Source organism: Pirellulales bacterium (assembly GCA_019636335.1).
Taxonomy (GTDB): Bacteria; Planctomycetota; Planctomycetia; order Pirellulales; family JAEUIK01; genus JAHBXR01.
In genome coordinates, this window is sequence record JAHBXR010000005.1 from 213,239 (window position 1) to 233,145 (window position 19,907).

The window sequence follows — 19,907 nt, forward strand, 5'->3', positions numbered from 1 at the left end:
GCCCCGCCGAGGTTCCCGCCCAGAACAGTCGACCTTCCGACGAGGACGAACGACGCGTCCTTAGCCAAGCCACGCGAGGAAGTCATGGAATCGGACAAGCTTTCTGCTCCCGCCCGCACGAACCGCCATCCGTTCTCGATCGGGCAACACGGGGTCATCGCTTTGACCTGTGCAGGTTTGTTGTTCGTGCTCGGCATGCGGGGACTGGCCGCCGAAGAGATGCCCCCCGCGGGGGACGAAACCGCGCTCGAGGCGATCGTCGTCGGAACGCCCGAGCGGATCGAAGTCTTTCCGTCGAGCTTCAAGCTCGATACCGTTCGTCGCCGACTGCACCCGGTCGTCACAGGTTATTACGCCGACGGCAACGTCCAAGACCTGACTCGTGCGGCGGAGTTCGTGGCCGAGGACCCGACGTTTCTCCGCCTCGAAAACGGCGTGGTGGCGCCGCTCGCCGACGGCTCGACGAACCTGATCGTGCGTGTGGGCGGGCACGAAGCGCGCGTGCCGGTCGAGGTCTCGCATCAGCAAGAGGCCGATCCCGTTTCGTTCGAGTATGGCGCACTGGTCGCGCTCTCGAAGCAGGACTGCAACTCGGGGGCCTGCCACGGTTCTCCGAGCGGCAAAGGAGGCTTCCGCCTGTCGCTGAGGGCCTACGATCCCGTGCTCGACACGTTGACCCTGGTGCGCGAATCGGCCAATCGGCGCACGAATGTGGAAGAGCCCGAGGCGAGCCTGCTGCTGCGCAAGCCGTTGATGGAAGTGGCCCACGGCGGCGGGCGGCGGATGACCAAGGATTCGCCCGCCTATGAACTGCTGCGTGATTGGATCAGCGAAGGCTTGCGTCCCGACGCGCCGGAGGCCCCCCGTTGCGAGCGTATTGAAGTCTATCCCCAGCAGCGCATTCTGCATCGGCCGGCGCACACGCAACAATTGTGCGTCTTGGCGCATTTCTCCGACGGCACGGTGCGCGACATTACGGAGATCGCCAGCTTTTCGAGCTCGGACGAGGCGGTGGCCAAGGTCGATGCCCAGGGCTTCGTCGTCGGCGTCGATCGAGGCGAAGCGGCGATCCTGGTGCGTTATCTCGAGTTCATTGAGACGTCGTCGATCACCTTTCTCAAGCAGATCGAAGGGTTCGAGTGGTCCAGCCCCTCCAGCGCGAACGAGATCGATCGGCTCGTGTTCGACAAGCTGCAGCAGATGCAGATCGCTCCCTCGGAGCTGTGTACGGATGAAGAGTTCGTGCGCCGCGTGCATCTCGACGTATTGGGCCGGTTGCCGACGATCGCCGAGTCGAGCGAGTTCCTGGCCGATGCCTCGCCCACGAAGCGCGACGAGTTGATCGAGCGCCTGTTCGACGCCCCCGAGTACGCCGAGTTCTGGGCGCTGAAGTGGGGGGACTTGCTGCGTTTGAACAACAAGAAGGTGACCGCGGCCGGCGTGCCGAAGTTCCATCGCTGGCTCGTCGCCGCGGTGCGCGACAACATGCCGTACGATCAATTCGTGCGGGCCTTGCTGACCTCGACGGGGAGCACGTTCGACAACCCGCCGGCGAACTATTTCCGTTCGGCGGCCGATACGAACGATTGCACCGAGACCACGGCGCAATTGTTTCTGGGCATTCGCATCCAATGCGCGAAGTGCCACAACCATCCGTTCGAGCGTTGGACGCAGGACAACTACTACGGGATTGGCGCGTTCTTCAATCGGGTGCAACGCAAGCCCGGCACGCAGGCCGAAGAGCAGGTCGTGTTTGTCGCCCGCAAGGGCGAAGTGACTCAGCCGCGCACGGGCAAGCAGATGGCGCCCTGGCTGCCGCTCCGCGGCGCGGCCGAAGTGCCGGCCGAGGAAGATCGCCGCGCGAGCCTGATGGCCTGGCTGGTCGAGCCGGACAATCCTTTCTTCCCCCAGGCCGAAGTGAATCGCATCTGGGGGCACCTGCTGGGACGCGGCATCGTCGAGCCGGTGGATGATTTCCGGGCGTCGAATCCGCCCTCGAACAAGCCGCTGCTGGAGTGGCTGGCCAAGGACTTCGTCGAGCACGGCTTCGATCGCGAGCACGTGCTGAAGACGATTCTCAAGAGCCATACCTATCAGCTCAGCTCGCGCAAGAACGACTTCAACAAGGACGACGCGAAGTATTTCTCGCATGCCAAGACGCGGCTGCTCTCGGCCGAGCAATTGCTCGACGCGATTTGCCAGGTGACCGGCGTGCAAGAGAAGTACGCGGGGTTGCCCTCGGGCACGCGTGCGGCCTCGCTCCCCACGCCCGACGTGGCGAACGACTTCCTCAAGGTCTTCGGCCAACCGGCGCGCGAGATGGCCTGCCAGTGCGAGCGTTCGAACGAATCGAACCTGTCGCAGGCGCTGCAGATGATCAATGGCCCGCTCGTTCACGGCAAGCTCACCGCCGAGAACAATCGCCTGCGGCAGCTCGCCGCGGCAGGGCGCACGAACGAGGAGATCGTCGACGAGCTCTACATGTCGGCCCTGGCGCGCAAGCCCAGCGAGCCGGAGATGGCGGCCGCGATCAAGCACATTTCGGCGCAGCCTGACCGTAACGCGGCGCTCGAGGATGTCTGCTGGGCGCTGCTGAACGCCAAGGAGTTCTTGTTCCAGCACTAACAGCCTGGGAACGTGCTTCCGTTGCTCGGCAGCCCCGGCGCGGGGCCTCCCGAGCTCTGATCCAGGCGTTGGCAGCCTGCGCGTGGCGGCGCTACGGAGCAGCCGGCTCCGTGCCGAAGTCGATCAGTTCGAGCGTGCTGCGTCGCACGAGATGTCCCTCGGCATCGAGTTCCTTGGACCAGCGGGCCACCACGCCACCGGGAATCTCGCCGCTGCGCAGCGTGAGCGATCGCTCGATGGCCCCCTTCGACTTGCGTGCCGTCTCTTGCCAGACCGCCACGTGGCGCGTTTCTCCGGCCAGGGTGCGATAGGGCATGTCGAGCGCGATGACTTCGCCGGTCGACTGGCTGGTGGTTTCGCCCCGGTCATCGGTCGTGGTGACTTCGGTACGCAGCACGTGGGGATACTGCGTGGCCGAGTAGTAGATCTTGGCCTGCGTGCGTCCGGCCTTTTCGACGATTTCGGCCTGTTCGATCTGGCAAGGAATCTGCTTGCCTTCGATCGTGACATGGCCGTCACCGAGAGCTTGCAACTTGACCTCGGCGGTCGCCTTCACGCTTTGGCCGCCGAAGAGCTGACGCACCGTTTGCGAGGGGGCGTCGAACGTCTTGCCGGCCACGTCGACCTTGGCATCGACCTTCAATTCCACGCTGCTGTCGCCGATGCTCACGAGCGTCGTCGTCTGCAACGAGGTGCTCATGTCGGAGACGGCGCCATCGGGAGCGATCGTCTCGATGACGATTTTCAGGCGGCTCCACGCCCCGGGCTCGAAGCGTCCCCAGGCCGTGCTCGACGGCGCGAGGACGCTCGACGGCGACTGGGCGCGCGCGTGCGGCGCGAGGGCCAGGCTCAGGCACGCCAGCAGCAAACCAACTAGCTTCCGCACCACATTCTCCCACTGCCGTCGCGAAGACAGCGCGGCTCCGCCGTGTTGACCGGTCCGAACACCGGTCGCGTCGCGCCGGACTCCCGTCCGCACGCCCGCGGCCGGATGAATCACTCTAGCTCACGGGTCCTGCGCCGGTCTCCCCGTGGGCCCCGAGACCGTGACGGTTGTGAGCTCTGTAACAGTTTTGCCCATTTCGGCCGCACGATGACGCTAGCCATACCAATCGAGCACGTGTACCCCATCCAGCCCGCCGTCGAGGTGGGGACGGTACTTCTCGAGGATCGCGACATGATCCGGATGAGGCAGGTACACGTCGCGCGTGGCGGCATCGGCAAACGTCATCACGAAGCCATGCGTGTAGCCTTGCGACAGACCGTCGAGGCTGCAATCAGCTCCCCCGGTGAATCCGCTGATGCCGGGCAGCTTGTCGACCAAGGCGCGCAGATCGGCGAAGAATTCGTCGATCGTGCGCTGCGGCGTGCCGACGGCGAACTTGACGAGTACGCAGTGCTGGATACAAGGCATGGAAAGTCTCGAGACGGAATGGCCCGCGTTAGACGCGCGGAATCTTGATCCGCACGCCCCCCTTCATGGCCGATTGATGCGCGCAGATGCCGGTCATCGTCCAGTTGGCGCTGGTGCGCGCGTCGGGACGAGGGGGACGCTTCTCGACGATCGCGCGAATGAACTCGTGCGCCATGTGCGGATGCGAACCGCCATGCCCCGAACCCTGCGTGAACGACAAATGCTGCGACTCTTCCGAGTCGTAGACCCCTTTCGTCGTGAAGCGGCGAATCGCCTCGGGCAGGCGATAGGCGAAGTCGGGCACGTCGACGCGCTCGGGCGACTCGCCCCGATGCATCACCGGCTGCTCGTGCTCGATCCGCGACCACTCGAAGCTCACCTTGTCGCAATAAACGTCGAAGCTTTCGATGTACTGCCGGGCCGTCTCGAAGAGGCTGCGCGTCACCTCGGCGCACAGATTCGAGTCGGCCAGCTTGATCGTGGCGGTTTCCACGGCGAAGGGAGAACCGTACTTGGCCGTGAGCTCCTCGCTGATCTGACCCGATCCGTGGCAGACGACCGATTCGGCCAGCTTGTCGGGCAGCGCCAGGCAGGGGCTCACGCAGTGCGTGGCGTAGTGCATGGGGGGCAGGCCTTCCCAGTAGCCGGGCCAGCCCGCCATCTCCTGCTGGTGCGAGCCGCGGAGAAACTGAATGCGGCCCAGTTCGCCTTCGTCGTAAAGCTGCTTGATCAGGAGGAACTCGCGACTGTAGACGACCGTCTCCATCATCATGTAATGGCGACGCGCACGGCGTTGGGCTTTGACGATCTCCTTGCATTCTTCGATCGTGGTGGCCATCGGCACCGTGCAGGCCACATGTTTCTTGGCCTCGAGCCCCTTGATGCTCATCCAGGCATGATCGGGAATCGGCGAGTTGATATGCACCGCGTCGACCGCCGGATCTTCTAGCACGTCTTCGTAGCGGGTATAGCGCTTTTCGACCCCGAAGGCATCGCCGATCTGATTCAACTTCTCGGCACTGCGCTGGCAGATGGCATAGATCTCGGCTTCGGGATGGTTTTGATAGATCGGGATGAACTCGGCGCCGAAGCCCAGCCCGATGATCGCTACCCGTACCTTTTTCCTGCGTGACATAGTCGCGGTGCTCCCTCGCGATGGTGAACGGTCGCAGACGTGCCTCACGGCCAGCGCACGAAGCCAGCCAGGCACGACTGGAACGAATCAGGTCTCCCCGAAAGAGCCGTATGGTACCGGCACGGAGGGGACGGGGCAAGAAACGCGCTTCTACGGCCCCACGACCGCCGGCAGCGTCTCGCGCAGCCAGGCGAGAATCGCCTCGGCGGCCAGGGCGTGCGCTCGCTCATTCGGATGCGCATCGAAGGCATTCACGATCAGGCCTTCTTCCACATGGGGATAGAGCGCCGTCCGCAGATCGAGATACGGAATATCTTCGGCCCGACAGAAGGCCTCGAGCTTCGCATAGGCTCGATCGTAGGGCCCCATCTCGCGCGGATCGATAAAGGGAAACATGACGATCGCCAAGGGTGTTTCGCGCTCGCGGCAGACTGCGACCAACTCGCGCAGGCGCGCTTGCTGGCGGTCCCACAACTCACCTTCGTAGGCAGCGGCCAGATCCTGGTAGTGATTCGTCGAATCGGGATCGGTGGCCACGATCCAGCGGCAGTGCCAGATGTCGATCGCGTAGCTGTTTCGCAGCGCGCCGATGCTCGCGGCCCGGGCACTCAACCGCTCGACCTGCCCCGGCAATTGGGGCAGCAGGTCGATGAGATCGTTCGCGCAGTAGATGAGGACGACCGCGTCCGTCCGATAACCGCCGTCGAAGCCGCGGCGGAGCATGTCGATTTGAGGTCCCGTGTCGAGCCCGTTGCGTGCCAGGCAGTGGACCTCGCAATGCGGGGCCAGCTTGCGCCGCAGGATATTGGCAAAGCGGTCTTCGACCCGGCGCATGCCGTGGCCGGCGGTGAACGAGTCGCCGACAAAGCTCAGGCGACGCACCCCGGGAGGCTTTTCCGAATGGTACTCGACATTGTCGCGCAGCCCGGCCTCGTTCATCCGGTAGTAACGATCGAACCAGCGTTGCGATGAAAGGCTCAACGACGATGCGTCCGATTCATCGTAGAAGTAGCGGTAGTAGGTTTCGGCCGCCAGAAAAATCACACCGAGCGAGGCGAGCAACACCGCCAGATTGCCCAATACCAGCCAGAACCAGTGCCGGCGCACGCGATAGCGCAACATCGCCATGCGCAGCACCAACAGACACACGGCCGCGATCGTAAGAGGGATCAGGTAAACGACGAAGGTGGACACCCTCTCAGTATAATCGAAGCGAGAGGAGATGCTTCGAGCGAGGGACGAGGGACGAGGGAGAAATCCTCGTCGAGCGACGGGCGGACGACGGCCACCGTCTGACCTCAGGCCATGATCTCGCGAATCACGCGGCCGTGTACATCGGTCAGACGTTCGTCGCGCCCCTGGTGGAAGTAGTTCAGCCGTTCGTGATCGAGCCCCATCAGCGCGAGCAGCGTGGCGTGAATATCGTGCAAATGCACGGGATTCTCTTCGGCCGCGAAGCCAAATTCGTCGGTGGCGCCGTACGATGTTCCCCCGCGGACGCCACCCCCGGCCACCCACATCGTAAAGCCATAGGGATTGTGATTGCGTCCGGGGGCGCCTTCACCTTCGGCGAAGGGCATGCGGCCGAACTCTCCGCCCCAGAGAATCAGCGTGCTCTCGAGCAAGCCGCGCTCGGCCAGGTCAGTGAGCAGCGCCGCGATCGGCTGATCGGTTTCGCCGGCGTGGCGGCTGTGATTCTTTTCGACACTTTCGTGGGCGTCCCAGGTCTCTTCCAGATGCCCGCCACCGCTGTACAGTTGCACGAAGCGCACGCCGCGCTCGACGAGTCGCCGCGCGATGAGGCAATTGCGGCCGAATTCGTCGGTGGGCGCCTGGCCGACACCGTAGGCGTCGAGCGTGGCCTGGCTCTCGCTGGCCAGGTCGACCGCCTCGGGGGCTTCGGCCTGCATGCGAAAGGCCAACTCGTAACTTTGGATCCGCGCGGCGAGTTCGTCACCTCCGCTGCGCGTGGCAAGGTGCTCGTCGTTCAGTCGCGCGAGCAGGTCGAGCTGAGCGCGCTGCGCATCGCGATCGACATGGGCCGGTCCGCGCAGGTCGAGCACCGGATCGCCCGTCGGTCGAAAGAGAGTGCCCTGGTAGCCGGCGGGCATGTAGCCTGCCGACCAGTTCGGCTGACCGCTGATCGGACCGCCCCGTTTATCGAGGATCACTACATAGCCGGGCAGGTTTTGATTCTCCGTGCCCAGGCCATAAAGGGCCCAACTGCCGAGCGACGGCTTGCCGATGAACGTGCTGCCGGTATTCATCGCCACGAGGGCGGACCCGTGCGCGTGACTATCGGTATGACACGAGCGGATGAGCGCGAGCTTATCGGCGTGCTCGCGGATGCGGGGAAAGTAGTCGGAGATCATCAGGCCGCTCTGACCGCCGGGGCGAAACTCGCGCCAGGCCGGGGTGAGAAAGCCCATCTTCCGTCCGCCGGAATTCGTAAACGACTTGTCCGCCGGCAACGACTGACCCGCGTACTTGGCGAGCGACGGCTTGTAGTCGAAGGTATCGATGTGACTCGGCCCGCCATTCATCATCAAGAAGATGACGCTGCGCACCGGCGACTTGAAATGCGACTTTCGCGGCGCGAGAGGACCTTCCGATGACAACTCGGCGGCCAGACCGTGCCGCGCGAAGAAACCATCGCCGGCCAGCAAGGTCGAGAGGGCCAGTCCGGCGAAACCGGCTCCCATTTCCCAGACGAACTCGCGGCGTGTCTGGCCGCAGGGAAACAGTCCCTTAGGGCGCGCGGCCGAGCTTCGCGGGGCGGAACTCGAAGGGAATGATCGCTGCGACATCGCGTGTGGCTCACTCAGTCGACATAGACGAATTCATTGGCGTTCAGCAACACATGCGTCAACGACGCCAACGCCAGATGCCGCGCGACGGAACCTGCTTCGGCGGCGGCGACGGGAGCGGATGGCGCGGCCGCGTTCGATTTCGTGTAATGCGCTTCTTGCGACGCCAAATGCGCAAAGGCTGCCTCGCGTTCCGTTTCGCTCGGAGCGCGGCCGAAAGCCAGCCACCATGCTCGTTCGACCTGGGCGCCGGGATCGGAACCTACTTCGCGCTCGACGCGGCGGGCCAAGGCCTCGCTCTGCTCATGGACGAACGGATTGTTCAATAACGCCAACGCCTGCGGCGCCACGGTGGTCACGCTGCGCTGGGCGCAGGGCTGAGTCGTGTCCGCCAGATCGAACACCGTCATCAGCGGCAACAGCAGCGAGCGCTTGGTGAACATGTAGATGCTGCGGCGGCGCTGTTCCTCTGGCGGCGACGCCGTCCAGGCGGCTTCTTTCTTCGACAGGCCTTCGAGCGCTTCGACGCTGACCGTGGGCACAAAGCCGGGGCCGCCGGCCTGGAGGTTCAAATCGCCGCTCACGGCCAGCAGGCTGTCGCGCAAGGCCTCGACATCGAGGCGGCGGCGGTTCGCGCGCCACCACCGCTCGTTGGCAAAGTCGCGCTCGGCGTATTCGTCGTGCGCGGGATGGGTCGAGTCCATCTGGTACGTCCGCGACAACAAGATCAGCCGGTGGATGTCCTTCATCTTCCAGCCGCGCTCGATCACTTCGGCCGCGAGCCAATCGAGCAGCTCGGGATGCGTCGGTTCATCGGACATGACGCCAAAATTGTCCGGAGTGCGCACCAGGCCCTGTCCGAAATGGTGCTGCCAGAGCCGATTCACCAGCACGCGTGGCGTGAGGGGGTTCTTCGCATCGGTGATCCACTGGGCCAGTTGCAGGCGGCGGCGCGTCGTCTTCGCCTCGGCCGGGGGTGGTTCGACGGCCCGCGCCAATGCCGGCACCAAGGTCGGGAACCCCGCCGGCACCTCGTCCCCTTCGGCACGCGGATCGCCCGATTTCAAGAGATGGATCACCGGCGCATCGCGACTTGCGTCGGTGTAGCCCAGCACGTCTCCTTCGGCCGATTTGCCCGCGCTAAAGAAGTTGAGAAACGAGTAGTAGTCCGTCTGAGGAATCGGATCGAACTTGTGATCGTGGCAGCGGGCGCACTTGATCGTGAGCGCCAGAAAGGTCGTGCCCGTGACGTGGACCAGGTCGTCGAGCTGCTCGTACTTGTACTGCAGCGGATCGTTGGGTTCATCGTCGAAGGTGCCCACGCGGAGCATGCCAGTGGCGACGAGGGTCTCGGGCGTGGCATCGGGGATCTCATCGCCGGCCAACTGCTCGAGCACGAAGCGATCGTACGGTTTGTCGTCGACCAGCGACTCGATCACCCAGTCGCGGTACTTCCAGGCATGCTCTTTAACGGCGTCCCGTTCGTAGCCGTTGGTCTCGGCAAAGCGAACCAGGTCGAGCCAGTAGCGGGCCCAGCGCTCACCAAAATGCTGGTCGGCCAGCAGACGCTCGACCAGTTGGGGATACGCCTCGGGCGAATCGTCCGCCACGAAGGCAGCCACTTCTTCGGGCGAAGGGGGGAGTCCCCAGAGATCGAAATAGACGCGACGAATCAGTTTCGCGCGCGAAACGTCAGGCGCGGGCTGCATTCCCTCCTGCTCGAGCCGTGCCAGGATGAAGCGATCGATCGGGTTGCGGCACCAGTCGGTGTCTTGCACCGCGGGGGGCTCGGGACGCACGACGGGGGCCACCGACCAGATGGCGGGGGCTTCGTCGCCTGGAGAAGCCTCATCGGCCAAAAGAAAAGGGGAGGTGACGCAGCTCCACACGATGAGCCAACTCAAGCACCGGCCGCCGCGGCGAATGCCAATCCCACGCCACATCGAGCATGCCTCGCACCGCAACTACCTGGCCGTGACGACGGCGAAATGGACCGCACTCTCACGCAGATCAGGGCTTCATCGTAGCCCTGGCCGAATCTGGCGGCAAATTTATTTGGCGTCCGGCCGGAAGCAAAAAGAAGGTCGCGGCGGTACGCCAACGACTCAGGCCGAAGCGGGCCAAAGCTGCCAGACGACGACGGCGATTCCGACCGGGATGCACCAGTAGGCGAACTGGTAGAAACGCCCCTTTTGCAACCAACTGCGGAGCCAAGAGAGGGCGACCACGCCGGTGACGAACGAGATGAATGCTCCCACGCCCAAGTGGAACCAGGGGATCGTGCTAATCTCGTTTTGCGTTGCGTCGTGCAGCACGAGCACGCACGCTCCCGCGACCGCCGGCAGGGCGAGCAGAAAGGAAAACGTGGCGGCCGCCTCCGGCGCCACCCCCAGGAACAACGCCGTGGCGATCGTCGAACCGCTGCGCGAGGCGCCCGGCAGGATTGCGAACGCCTGCGCCGCGCCAATCAGCACCGCCTGGCGATAGGTGAGATTGACGTAATCCGTGTTGCCGGGTGTCGTGCGTCCGCTGGTCCAGAGCAGGATGCCCGTCACGGGCAGCATCAACCCGGCCAGCAGCGTGCTCTCGAGGACCGGCTCGCAGTACCACTTTAAGGGGAGCCCGACGACGACCGCCGGAATGGTGCCAGCCACGACGAGGCCGATCACGCGCCGATCCGAACCCAGCAGTCGCCAGATACGATTCCAGTACACGACCAGAATCGACAAGAGGGTGCCTCCGTGCAGGGCCACGTTGAGCGTGAGGGGATCTTCCAGATGAATGCCGCTGAACTTCTCGAGCAGGGCCTCGGCGATCAGCAAGTGGCCGTCCGAGCTGATCGGCAGAAACTCCGTGATTCCCTGCACCACGCCGACGATGATGACGGTCAACCAATCCATGCCGGCGGCTCAGTCAGAGAACAGGGACAAGAGAGCAATGCTAGCAGTCGAACGGATCGTATCGAACGACGCTGCCCAGCAGGGGACCTGGGCCGAAAAGTATAGCTCACCGTGGCGGAGTGGCCCGGCGGTCTGACCGATTCCCGCGTTTCTAGGTCCGTTCGGCGATAAACGCTTCGGCACCACGGTTGTGGAGTTCGCGCGTTTTGCCATAATGAGGGCACAGCCGCGCCCTCGGTGCAGTTGTCCCACCTGATCGAGCGTCTCGCACGCCATGTCCCGCGGAGTGCCCCATGTTCAAGAATCTGAGTACGCAAGTGCTTGGCACCAGCGCCTCGGAATCAGAGGTCATCGAACTTTCTCTGTCGCACGGGTTTCGTGGGCTCGAGCTCGACCTGGTCGAGTTCGCCGCGCGAGCCAAATCAGGCGGCCTCGACAAGGCCCGCCGCCTGTTCGACAGCGCCAAATTGAAGCTGGCCTACTTTCGGCTCCCGGTCGATCTCGAGGCCGACGAGGCCACGTTTCGCAAGCAATTGACCGAGTTGATCGATCTGACGCCGATCGCGGCGCAGGTCGGTTGCCTGAGGGCCGTGACGACGATCTCTCCTGGCAGCGACGAGCGTCCCTATCACGAGAACTTCGAGACGCACCGCAAGCGGCTCGGCGAGATCGGCAAGCTGCTGGCCCCGCACAATATTCGACTCGGCGTCGAGTTCGTCACCTATGCCGAGCTGCGCCAGGCGAAGTCGTTCGAGTTCATTCACGGGCTCGAACCGCTGCTCATGCTGCTGGGCATGGTCGGCCAACCCAACGTCGGCGTCGCCATCGACCTGTGGCACTTGCACGTCGGCGGGACTCCGCTCGAGACGCTGCGCAAGTTGAAGGGGGAGCAAATCGTCACGGTCGCGCTGGCGGACGTTCCGGCCGACATGCCGCTCGACCAGTGTGGCGAGAACGATCGGCTGTTGCCGGGAGAATCGGGCGTGGTCGATACGACCGCCGCGCTCGTGGCGCTGGCCGAACTGGGCTACGATGGCCCCGTCACGCCCGCCCCGTCGCGCTCGCGCATCAATGGTAACTCGCGCGACGCGATCGTGAAGGCCGCCGGGCAGCACTTGGACAAGGTCTGGAAAGCGGCCGGTCTCTCGCCGACAGGCAAGCTCACCGCCACGGCGCGTTAGCGGCTCGTCGAAAATCGCGTCTCTAGGACAGTGCGTGCGCGGTTAGCTTTCCGAGGCGCTCGTGTTTCACTTCGATGGCCAACTGCGACTGACGAAAGCCGATCTGGCCGTCGATGCTCGCCGCCGTCAGGCGCAGTCGTTCATCTCGCACGCGCACGCCGATCACATGGGACGGCACGAGCTCGCGCTGTGTACGCCCGAGACGGGCAAGCTCTACCACTTTCGGCTCGGGCGACGGCGCATCCTCGAGATGCCCTACCGGCAACCGATCGACTTTGGCGGCCTGCGACTCACGACGTATCCCGCGGGGCACTGTCTCGGTTCGGCCATGTTGCTGGCCGAAGATGGAGACGAGTCGCTCCTTTATACCGGCGATTTCAAGCTCACCGCAGCGGTGACCTGCGAACCTGCCGAGTTGCCCCGGGCGAAGATTCTCGTCATCGAGTCCACCTTCGGCGATCCGTACTACCGCCTGATTCCCCGCGCCGAGGCCATCGGCAAGTTGTGCGAGTTGCTGCAGCAAACGCTCGAAAGGGGAGCCACCCCCGTCATTCACGCCTACACGCTAGGCAAGAGCCAGGAGATTACTCGCCTGCTGTCCGATGCGGGCTTCTCGGTGCTGCAGCATCAACTCGTGTATGAGATCAGCCGCCTGTACGAGGAATGTGGCGTGTCGCTGGGCCGCTACGAGTTGTATCCCGGCTATGCCAAGTTCGGTCACGTGATCGTGGCACCGCCGCGCAGTCAGAAGTCGTGGCGTTTGCCGAAACTGACGAACGTCGTGTCGTTTGCCGTCACGGGCTGGGCCCACGACGAATCGGCCCGCTATCGCCTGGGGGTGGATCACGCGATTCCGATCTCGGACCACGCCGACTACGACGAATTGCTCGAAGCGATCGCGCGGGTCGAGCCCCGCGAGATCTACTGCACCCATGGCCCGGTGAGCTTCGTCGATCGCCTGCGCGACGAAGGGCTGAATGCCTATCGTCTGGGGACCGCTCCGCAGTTGCGTCTGTTCTGACGCAGCGGTTCTTTTCGCCGGTCGACAGCCGTGGGTCCGCACGCGGGATTGCGCTGTCCGATCGTCGCCGCACGCTCGTCCGGAGCCCGAATTCCGCATTTTCTGGACGGATGGTACGGCCGCAATAGTTCATCCACGAGTATGGATTGTAGCGGCGTCCCCCGGTCGGGCTGTACGAGGGGTAACGTGTTTACCGAGGCCGCGTATAGCGGTAGATCGGACCGCAACGTCACGCCTAGTTTTGTTACGGGCAGACTTTCCCCCCGGACGATGGCGGATGCAGAGCTTTTGCACGGAACGGCAAGAGCTGCCGCCGCCACCACGGATTGGGGCCTAGAGCCATGCGGTATCTGTTGCGCGCCTTTTTCACCGGGTCCAGTGCCCTCGGCCTCGCGATGGTCGTGGGCTGCGGCGCTGCATCGGACCAGGCCACCTCGTACGACGCGTCGGGCGAGTTCCATGTGCCTCGGTCGATATCGAGCGCCGAGCCAAGACGCCTGGCCAGCGACGATCAACTGGCGATGGCCATCGCCTACGCCGACGAGTGCTCGCGCGTCTCCGACGCGGAGTTGAACGTCTCGCCGGTTGCCGCGCGTGAGGCGTTGCCCCACTCGGTCTTCGTGGTGCAGCCGGCACAGCCGATCTCCGAATATTCCCAACCGGCCCCCGCGACGCCGGTCGCCAAGCTCATCCTTCCCCCCACCGATCGCGGATTCGCCACGGAGTTGCCCGACGTGGAAGAGGCGCCCGCTCCTCACGACACCGTGGGCATCTGGACTCCTCCCCCCGCCACCGGCCAGCCGGCCGAGCAGGGGACGCCGGTGATGCGTATTCCTCCCGCCCCGCGCGACTGGGCCCTCGAGCAACGCCTCGCCGATGCTCGCGGCCGGTCCGCTCCGCTGGCGCCTCCGACGCCACCGGCGCATCGTGCGCCGGTGACGGCGGCGGCGCCGCTCGTCGTGCCCGCGCCCGAGCAACAGGTCGACGCGCCGCAATCGCTGCTGCCCAGCGAGATCCCGTACGACGCGTTCCCCGATCCGGTTGCCGTGCCGACCGCACCGCCAACGGCAGCCCACACGGTCGAGCAGGAGCATGTCTCGCCGATCGATGCGCCGCTGGCGGAACCCACACTCGATCAGGTCCCTCAACTCTCCGATCCCCCACTGATGCCGGCCAACGTGCCCGACTTCATCGGGCAGGAGAACGTCGAGGAGCCCGTCCTCGTCCCCTCTCGACCGATCGACGAACCGGCACCGGCGGCGGAGGAAACGCCGTTCGATCAAGACGATCTCGCGCCGCGGAATCCGATCCTGCTGACGCCCGAGTCGGATGGCCCCGACTCGCATTGGCCGTCGACGCTGGTCCCGCTGCCGCCGACCGAGGGTATCCCAGAGTTTGCCCCCGAGGCGCCCTTGCCGCAGCAGGCCTCGGCGCCTGTCCCAGCAGCGCCGCACGTACCGGTTGCGCCACTCGCGTCTCCTCCGGAGAGCCCACCGCCGGCGCGTCCGCTCGCGTCGGCGCCGGTGGCGCGCCCGATTCCTGGCGCGGCGCCCCAGCGTACGGCCGAGATGGAAGCAGTCTCGCGACTGGCCTTTGCACGCGTGCAAGGGGGCTTCTCGCTCGCCCAACGTGGTGCGCTCTTCGCGGCGCGGAGCGAATTCATCAGCACGGTGCGCTTGCTGGCCCAGGCCAAAGACACCGAACAGCACACGAACCGGCATAGCCAGGCGCTGGCTGCCGGTCTGCGAGCCCTCGAGGAAGCCGACTCGCTATTCCCCAACGGTTCGCGTGTCGAGGCGGATATCGACGTCGAACATGCCATTGCCGGACACCGCACGCCGGTGTTGCACGGCGTAGATGCGTCGAACATGACCGTCACCGTGGCCTTGCAACAGTATTACACCTACGCTCAAGAGCAGCTCGCGCTGGCGGGGGATGGCGAGCCGGTGGCGTCGATGGCGCTCTACGGCCTGGGCAAGATCCACGCCTCGCTCGCGCGGCAGCCTTCGACGAACGTCAAGGCGCCCGAGCCCAAGGCGATGGTCTTCCATCAGGCCGCCCTACTGATCGACGGGCGCAATTTCCTGGCGGCGAACGATCTTGGCGTGCTGCTCGTGCGCTTGGGACGTTTGCCCGACGCTCGCGAGGCGTTCCAGCACAGCCTGTCGCAACAGTCTCAGGCCCAAACGTGGAAGAACCTCTCGGCGGTGCATCGGCAACTGGGCGAACCTCAGCTTGCCGATCAGGCGCTCCAGCGAGGGGAACTGCTCGCCAGGCAAGGGACCAAATCGAGCGAAGCGGAGCTCGCGGCGACCGAGCCGAACGCCGTGCGATGGGTCGATCCGAGCGAGTTCTCAGGGGGCGCATCGCAAACGGCCAAACGCCCCACGCCCGGGGAAAAGGAACGGCTCAAGCCGATTCCCGAGTCGCGCGAGACCCCGGTGCTCGAACGCATCTTGCCCTGGACCGCGAACAAGAACACCAACGACCGCAAATAGCCGGTACGAGAAACTGCTCTCATGGATGACAGAACCTTGCAATCAGCACAACAAAGGGCGGCACGCCACGGATGGGGGCGGCGCGGCGGATTCCTGCTGCTGGCAGCCGCAGGCTGTGCCGCTTTGAGTTATGGCTTGTTCGCGCCGCGTGTCCCGAGCGCCATCGCCCAGGCACCTGCTTCGGCGGAGCCAGAGTCGACCACGGCGGAAGACGTTGCCTTCACTCGCACCGACTGGCAACTCGTCCCGGTGCAATACCTTTCTCCCGCGCAGCCGCATTGCATCACCGGTATCGATTGTGCCGAGGGGGGCAACTGCGGCGAGTTCGGCTGGAAGGCGACGAGCATCGTGCCGTTCCAGGTCTATGCCCAAGGTGAATATGTCGGCCACGATCGTATTCCGCACGTGCCCGAGTATCGCCTGCGCGTCGACGACCGATTGGAATTCGTCTATCGCGTCACGCGCAATGAGAGCCCCGAACCGTACCGGCTCAACGTGGGGGATATCGTCGACGTTGAATCGTTCACCGACGAAGGACTGAATCGGGAGCTGGTCATTCAGCCCGACGGCACGATCACCCTGCGTTTGCTGGGCCAGGTCAAAGCGGCCCGGCTGACCGTGACGCAGCTCACCGAAGAGCTGAACAAGCTCTACATGAAATACTACAAGGAGCCGGCGATCACGGTCACGCCGCTCAAGGTCAATACGAAGCTCGAAGACCTTCGCGCCGCGGTCGATGCGCGGGCAGGGCAGGGTGGTCAGAATATTCGCGTCCGAGTGACCCCGGAAGGCACGATCCAGCTTCCCGTGCTGGGCTCGGTGCCGGTGCATGGGTTGACGCTCGACGAGGCGCGCCGCGAGTTGAACGAGCGTTACGCGCAGGAGATCGACGGCATGGAGATCACGCCCGTGCTGCAGGAGCGTGCCCCCCGCTACTGCTACGTGCTGGGCGAAGTGAAGGAGCCGGGTCGCTTCACGCTCGAAGCGCCCACCACGGTCATGCAGGCGATTGCCCTGGCGAAGGGCTGGAACGTGGGCGCCAATCTGCGGCAAGTGGTGATCTTCCGCCGCGGCGACGACTGGCGGTTGATGGCCACGATGCTCGATCTGCGCGGGGCGCTCTACGGCAAGAAGCCCTGCCCGGCGGACGAGATCTGGCTCAACGATACCGATCTGGTCGTCGTGCCGAAGAGCCCGGTCCTGGTCTTCGACGACATGATCAACCTCGTCTTCACGCGAGGCGTCTACGGAGTCGTGCCCTTCTCGACCTCGGTCAGCTATACGAACGTCGGCACGGTGTTCTAAGAGCGAGCGTCGAGTGTCTTACTCGACGGCGAAGACGCGCGTGCTTTCTTCCTTGGTGACCGGCGATTGCAAATCGTCGGTCAGCAGTTGTACCTTGATGCGCAGGTCGCCCGGCCGCAGGCTCTGCGTCCGAATGCGATACGTCGTATCGGCCTTGGGAGCGAGTCGCGAGAGGCTGTCGAAGGTGACCGTCTGACCGTCGAACAGGTGACGCGTCGGTCCTTCGGCCCCGACGGCCTTCATCTCCTCGGGCAGGATCGCGCGCACCTGGACGTTGGTCGCTTTGCTCGTGCCCTGATTGACGACGCGGATCTCGTACGTCGTTTCGCCGCCGACTTCGATCGGATCGGCCACGTCGACGACCTCGAACAAGACGGCCGGGATGCCTTCGACCTGAATGTTCTCTTCGCGCTCGGCGGCGAGCCCCCGGTCGCCTCGGCTCTGAATCAGCAGCTTGTGATCGCCGGCCTCGATCGGTACCGCGGTGAACGAAACGCTGCCCGACTCGTTGGCCGGCAGTTCTTCGAGCGACCAGTGTACGGCGCGCGATTGCGGATCGAACTCACCATAGTTGTCGGCCGAGACGAACTTGAAGCCTGCCGGCAAATAAGTCATCAGCTCGATGTTCTTCGCCGGCGCCGTGCCGGGATTCGAGAGGATTACGCTGTAAGTCGCTTCGCGTTCGAGGAAACGGCGCTTCGCTCCGTCGAGCGCCACCTGCAGCGCCGGGGCCACTACTTCGATCTGCCAATCGTCCTCGATGCGCAAATCGCCGTCGGCGCGGGCCAGCATACGGTTGGCCGTCGGTCCGGGGCGCGCGGCGGTCAGCATCAATTGCACCTCGCGCGATTCGCCGGGCGCGAGATCGCCCACTTCGTACTCGATCTGGGCGCCCGAGGGATGTGCGAATTGCTGCGGCAAGGCCTGCTCGACGACGACCCCGGTCGCCGCGCCCGTCCCCTCGTTGGCCACGCGAATCGTCACGACGGCATCCTCTCCCACGAGTACGTCGGGGGCGGACTTCACCTCGAGCACCAACTCGGGCCGCGTGGCCACGGTGCGCACCGACGCATCAGCATGGAAGCGGAGGGTCGCCAGCGAGCCGATCTCTCCCTCGGCGCGAGGAATGATCTGCATCTCGACCGACGTTTCGTCACCCGGGCGCATCGCGCCGAGTCCCCACACCAACTCGCCGGCGGCGCCGACCTGAGCCGGCGGAGTCGTACTCACCAGTTCCGCGCCTTGCGGAACTTCGTCGTGTAGCTCGACACCATGCACGGGCACGTCGCCCACGTTGCGCACCACGACTTTGAACGTCGTCGCACGCCCGACTTGAACCTCGGCCGGAGCGATCTTTTCGATCGATAGCGCCGGGGCCTGGCTCCCTTCGCGTTCCTGGGGACCGGGACGCCCCGAGCCCTGCGCGCCGCTACTGCCGGTGACGGGGGGAAGTTGCTGATCGCGTTCGAACCCCGTGAGGCGCGAGCCAGATTGCGACGAGGCCTCCGCCGGCAGGGCCGCCGCGGGTTGCAGATCATCAAAGGCATCGAAGCCGCGCGGCCGAGTGGTGGCAGAAGGAGCCGCGCGCGGTGTGGCGGGATCGATGGGAGACCCCTCGACCGGCGGCGCAACGGCCGCCGATTCCGCGACGGGAACATCGGCGTCGGCCGGCCCGGCAACCGCTGGCTCCGCGTAGCGGGGTTGAACATCGGCATAGCGAGGCTGTGACGTCCGCGCGGCAGCCGGCTGTGGCTCGCGCAAGCTGTTCGGTCTTGGTTCGGCGTAGGGATCTTCGGGCTGCGACTCGGCCGCGTAGGGATCGGCCGGAGGTGCCGTGGCAGACGTGGCGAACGGCTCGCCGGGCAACTCCGCGGGGGGCTGCGTTTCGTCCGCATACTCCTCGTCGCTCAGAGGCACTTCGGCTTGCGCCGGAATCACGGCGGTCGGCGCTGGGCCAAAGGGATCGGAAACGCCCGCGGCATCGGGAACTTCCTGGTAGCCGACCTGCACCACGCGTCTCGGCGGGACGATGCCCAGAGCATCGTGCGCGGCGGGAATTTCATCGTCCTCGACTGGTTCTGCGTAGCGTGCCGTCGAACGCGAAGCCGGACGCGCCACGTTGCTCTCGAGCGACGAAGCGTCCAGGGCTTGGATCGGTTCGAGGGCCTCGTCGCCCAATTCGGCGGCGTCGGCCGAGGCATCGGCGTCGGCAATCTCTTGCGGATCGGCAGGCGCTTGCAGACTGCGTTGAGCCTGCGCAATCGCCAAGACTCCCAAGACGACCACCGCCGTCAACGCGGATACCCGTAGCACGATCCGTTTCATCGGCCTCTCCCCGAACGGGATGTGTCGCATCGGTCGCCTTGGTTCGCCGCGTGAAGGCGCGGCGACGGACCGATGGATCGCCCTTGCAATCGAAGAAGTGAATCCGCGCCCTCACAACCGGCGAACGCCTGGAAGCGCGCGGGCGTGACGTGTACCAAAACGGCGGGAGGCGGCAAAGGTCAGTTGCGCGAAGAGCGAGCCGGGGTGGCCGCCGCGACGGCAAATCGCCAGATCTAGGTGACCTGGTCGATGGTTGGCGCCGGCAAAAGACTGCTAGCGCAGCACGTGCCGGCAAGCGTTGCTAGTTCGGCTCCCGTACGTCCTCGGGGCCGTAGCGGCCGCGGAACTCTTCGACGGGATACTTGCGGCGATTCTTCACCATCTTCTCCGACATGGCGCGGGCTACGTCGATGCCCAACTCGTTGGCCAGGGCCAGAGCGTAACAAAGGACGTCGGCCAGTTCCTCGGCCACGGCCGAGAGTTTCTCCGGCTGGGCGGCCACGGCGCGCGACTCGGCCGGTTCGAGCCATTGAAAGTGTTCCATGAGCTCCGCCGCCTCGATGGCCAGCGCCATCGAGATATTCTTCGGCGTGTGGAACTGTCGCCAGTTGCGCTGGTCGACGAACTCGCGCACCAGGGCACGCAGTTCGGCCACGCGCGTGTCGTCGTCGTTCATGACTGTTGCACTCAGAAAAG

14 protein-coding genes are annotated in these 19,907 nt (G+C 64.9%); 5 read left to right on the forward strand and 9 right to left on the reverse strand.

Annotated elements, in window-relative coordinates; all coding sequences use genetic code 11:
• The first annotated feature begins 84 nt into the window (after nucleotides 1-84).
• A complete protein-coding gene (locus tag KF708_07445; GenBank protein MBX3412505.1) occupies nucleotides 85-2,625 on the forward strand; it encodes a DUF1553 domain-containing protein in 2,541 nt (846 codons plus the stop codon).
• A gap of 91 nt (nucleotides 2,626-2,716) precedes the next feature.
• Here the strand turns inward: KF708_07445 and KF708_07450 are convergent, their stop codons facing one another.
• The 7 genes from KF708_07450 to KF708_07480 form a co-directional block, all read right to left on the reverse strand.
• On the reverse strand, nucleotides 2,717-3,511 hold the full coding sequence (locus KF708_07450) for a hypothetical protein (protein MBX3412506.1): 795 nt from the start codon (nucleotides 3,509-3,511) through the stop codon (nucleotides 2,717-2,719).
• Between the two features lie 213 nt (nucleotides 3,512-3,724).
• A complete protein-coding gene (locus KF708_07455) occupies nucleotides 3,725-4,039 on the reverse strand; it encodes a Dabb family protein (protein MBX3412507.1) in 315 nt (104 codons plus the stop codon).
• A gap of 28 nt (nucleotides 4,040-4,067) precedes the next feature.
• A complete protein-coding gene (locus tag KF708_07460) occupies nucleotides 4,068-5,174 on the reverse strand; it encodes a Gfo/Idh/MocA family oxidoreductase (protein ID MBX3412508.1) in 1,107 nt (368 codons plus the stop codon).
• Between the two features lie 150 nt (nucleotides 5,175-5,324).
• On the reverse strand, nucleotides 5,325-6,368 hold the full coding sequence (locus KF708_07465; GenBank protein MBX3412509.1) for an SGNH/GDSL hydrolase family protein: 1,044 nt from the start codon (nucleotides 6,366-6,368) through the stop codon (nucleotides 5,325-5,327).
• A 104-nt stretch (nucleotides 6,369-6,472) separates the two neighbouring features.
• Nucleotides 6,473-7,981, reverse strand: coding sequence for a DUF1501 domain-containing protein (locus tag KF708_07470; GenBank protein ID MBX3412510.1), 1,509 nt, complete (start codon nucleotides 7,979-7,981; stop codon nucleotides 6,473-6,475).
• Nucleotides 7,982-7,995: 14 nt separating this feature from the next.
• On the reverse strand, nucleotides 7,996-9,924 hold the full coding sequence (locus KF708_07475; protein ID MBX3412511.1) for a DUF1553 domain-containing protein: 1,929 nt from the start codon (nucleotides 9,922-9,924) through the stop codon (nucleotides 7,996-7,998).
• A gap of 162 nt (nucleotides 9,925-10,086) precedes the next feature.
• Nucleotides 10,087-10,881 carry an undecaprenyl-diphosphate phosphatase gene (locus KF708_07480; protein ID MBX3412512.1) on the reverse strand — a complete coding sequence of 265 codons (795 nt, stop codon included), beginning with the start codon at nucleotides 10,879-10,881 and terminating at the stop codon, nucleotides 10,087-10,089.
• Nucleotides 10,882-11,174: 293 nt separating this feature from the next.
• Here KF708_07480 and KF708_07485 point away from each other — a divergent pair, with 293 nt between their 5' ends.
• The 4 genes from KF708_07485 (at nucleotide 11,175) to KF708_07500 (ending at nucleotide 16,886) form a co-directional block, all read left to right on the forward strand.
• Complete coding sequence (locus tag KF708_07485; GenBank protein ID MBX3412513.1) at nucleotides 11,175-12,062, forward strand: sugar phosphate isomerase/epimerase; 888 nt, start codon at nucleotides 11,175-11,177, stop codon at nucleotides 12,060-12,062.
• A 61-nt stretch (nucleotides 12,063-12,123) separates the two neighbouring features.
• Complete coding sequence (locus KF708_07490) at nucleotides 12,124-13,083, forward strand: hypothetical protein (protein ID MBX3412514.1); 960 nt, start codon at nucleotides 12,124-12,126, stop codon at nucleotides 13,081-13,083.
• A gap of 341 nt (nucleotides 13,084-13,424) precedes the next feature.
• The gene (locus KF708_07495) at nucleotides 13,425-15,581 is read left to right on the forward strand and encodes a hypothetical protein (GenBank protein MBX3412515.1); all 2,157 of its coding nucleotides are present in this window, start codon (nucleotides 13,425-13,427) and stop codon (nucleotides 15,579-15,581) included.
• Between the two features lie 21 nt (nucleotides 15,582-15,602).
• A complete protein-coding gene (locus KF708_07500) occupies nucleotides 15,603-16,886 on the forward strand; it encodes a polysaccharide biosynthesis/export family protein (protein MBX3412516.1) in 1,284 nt (427 codons plus the stop codon).
• An 18-nt stretch (nucleotides 16,887-16,904) separates the two neighbouring features.
• Here the strand turns inward: KF708_07500 and KF708_07505 are convergent, their stop codons facing one another.
• Both KF708_07505 and KF708_07510 read right to left on the reverse strand, forming a co-directional pair.
• Nucleotides 16,905-19,211, reverse strand: coding sequence for a DUF11 domain-containing protein (locus tag KF708_07505; GenBank protein ID MBX3412517.1), 2,307 nt, complete (start codon nucleotides 19,209-19,211; stop codon nucleotides 16,905-16,907).
• Nucleotides 19,212-19,512: 301 nt separating this feature from the next.
• Nucleotides 19,513-19,887, reverse strand: a complete 375-nt coding sequence (locus KF708_07510) for a nucleotide pyrophosphohydrolase (protein MBX3412518.1) — start codon at nucleotides 19,885-19,887, stop codon at nucleotides 19,513-19,515.
• Between the last annotated feature and the right edge of the window lie 20 nt (nucleotides 19,888-19,907).

What these genes read in the sequence shown, in the direction of transcription:
- KF708_07505 (MBX3412517.1), bottom strand. Translation starts at nt 19,211, where the DNA reads ATGAAACGGATCGTGCTACGGGTATCCGCGTTGACGGCGGTGGTCGTC.
- KF708_07510 (MBX3412518.1), bottom strand. Translation starts at nt 19,887, where the DNA reads ATGAACGACGACGACACGCGCGTGGCCGAACTGCGTGCCCTGGTGCGC.
- KF708_07445 (MBX3412505.1), top strand. Translation starts at nt 85, where the DNA reads ATGGAATCGGACAAGCTTTCTGCTCCCGCCCGCACGAACCGCCATCCG.
- KF708_07500 (MBX3412516.1), top strand. Translation starts at nt 15,603, where the DNA reads ATGGATGACAGAACCTTGCAATCAGCACAACAAAGGGCGGCACGCCAC.
- KF708_07475 (MBX3412511.1), bottom strand. Translation starts at nt 9,924, where the DNA reads ATGTGGCGTGGGATTGGCATTCGCCGCGGCGGCCGGTGCTTGAGTTGG.
- KF708_07495 (MBX3412515.1), top strand. Translation starts at nt 13,425, where the DNA reads ATGCGGTATCTGTTGCGCGCCTTTTTCACCGGGTCCAGTGCCCTCGGC.
- KF708_07470 (MBX3412510.1), bottom strand. Translation starts at nt 7,981, where the DNA reads ATGTCGCAGCGATCATTCCCTTCGAGTTCCGCCCCGCGAAGCTCGGCC.
- KF708_07460 (MBX3412508.1), bottom strand. Translation starts at nt 5,174, where the DNA reads ATGTCACGCAGGAAAAAGGTACGGGTAGCGATCATCGGGCTGGGCTTC.
- KF708_07485 (MBX3412513.1), top strand. Translation starts at nt 11,175, where the DNA reads ATGTTCAAGAATCTGAGTACGCAAGTGCTTGGCACCAGCGCCTCGGAA.
- KF708_07480 (MBX3412512.1), bottom strand. Translation starts at nt 10,881, where the DNA reads ATGGATTGGTTGACCGTCATCATCGTCGGCGTGGTGCAGGGAATCACG.
- KF708_07455 (MBX3412507.1), bottom strand. Translation starts at nt 4,039, where the DNA reads ATGCCTTGTATCCAGCACTGCGTACTCGTCAAGTTCGCCGTCGGCACG.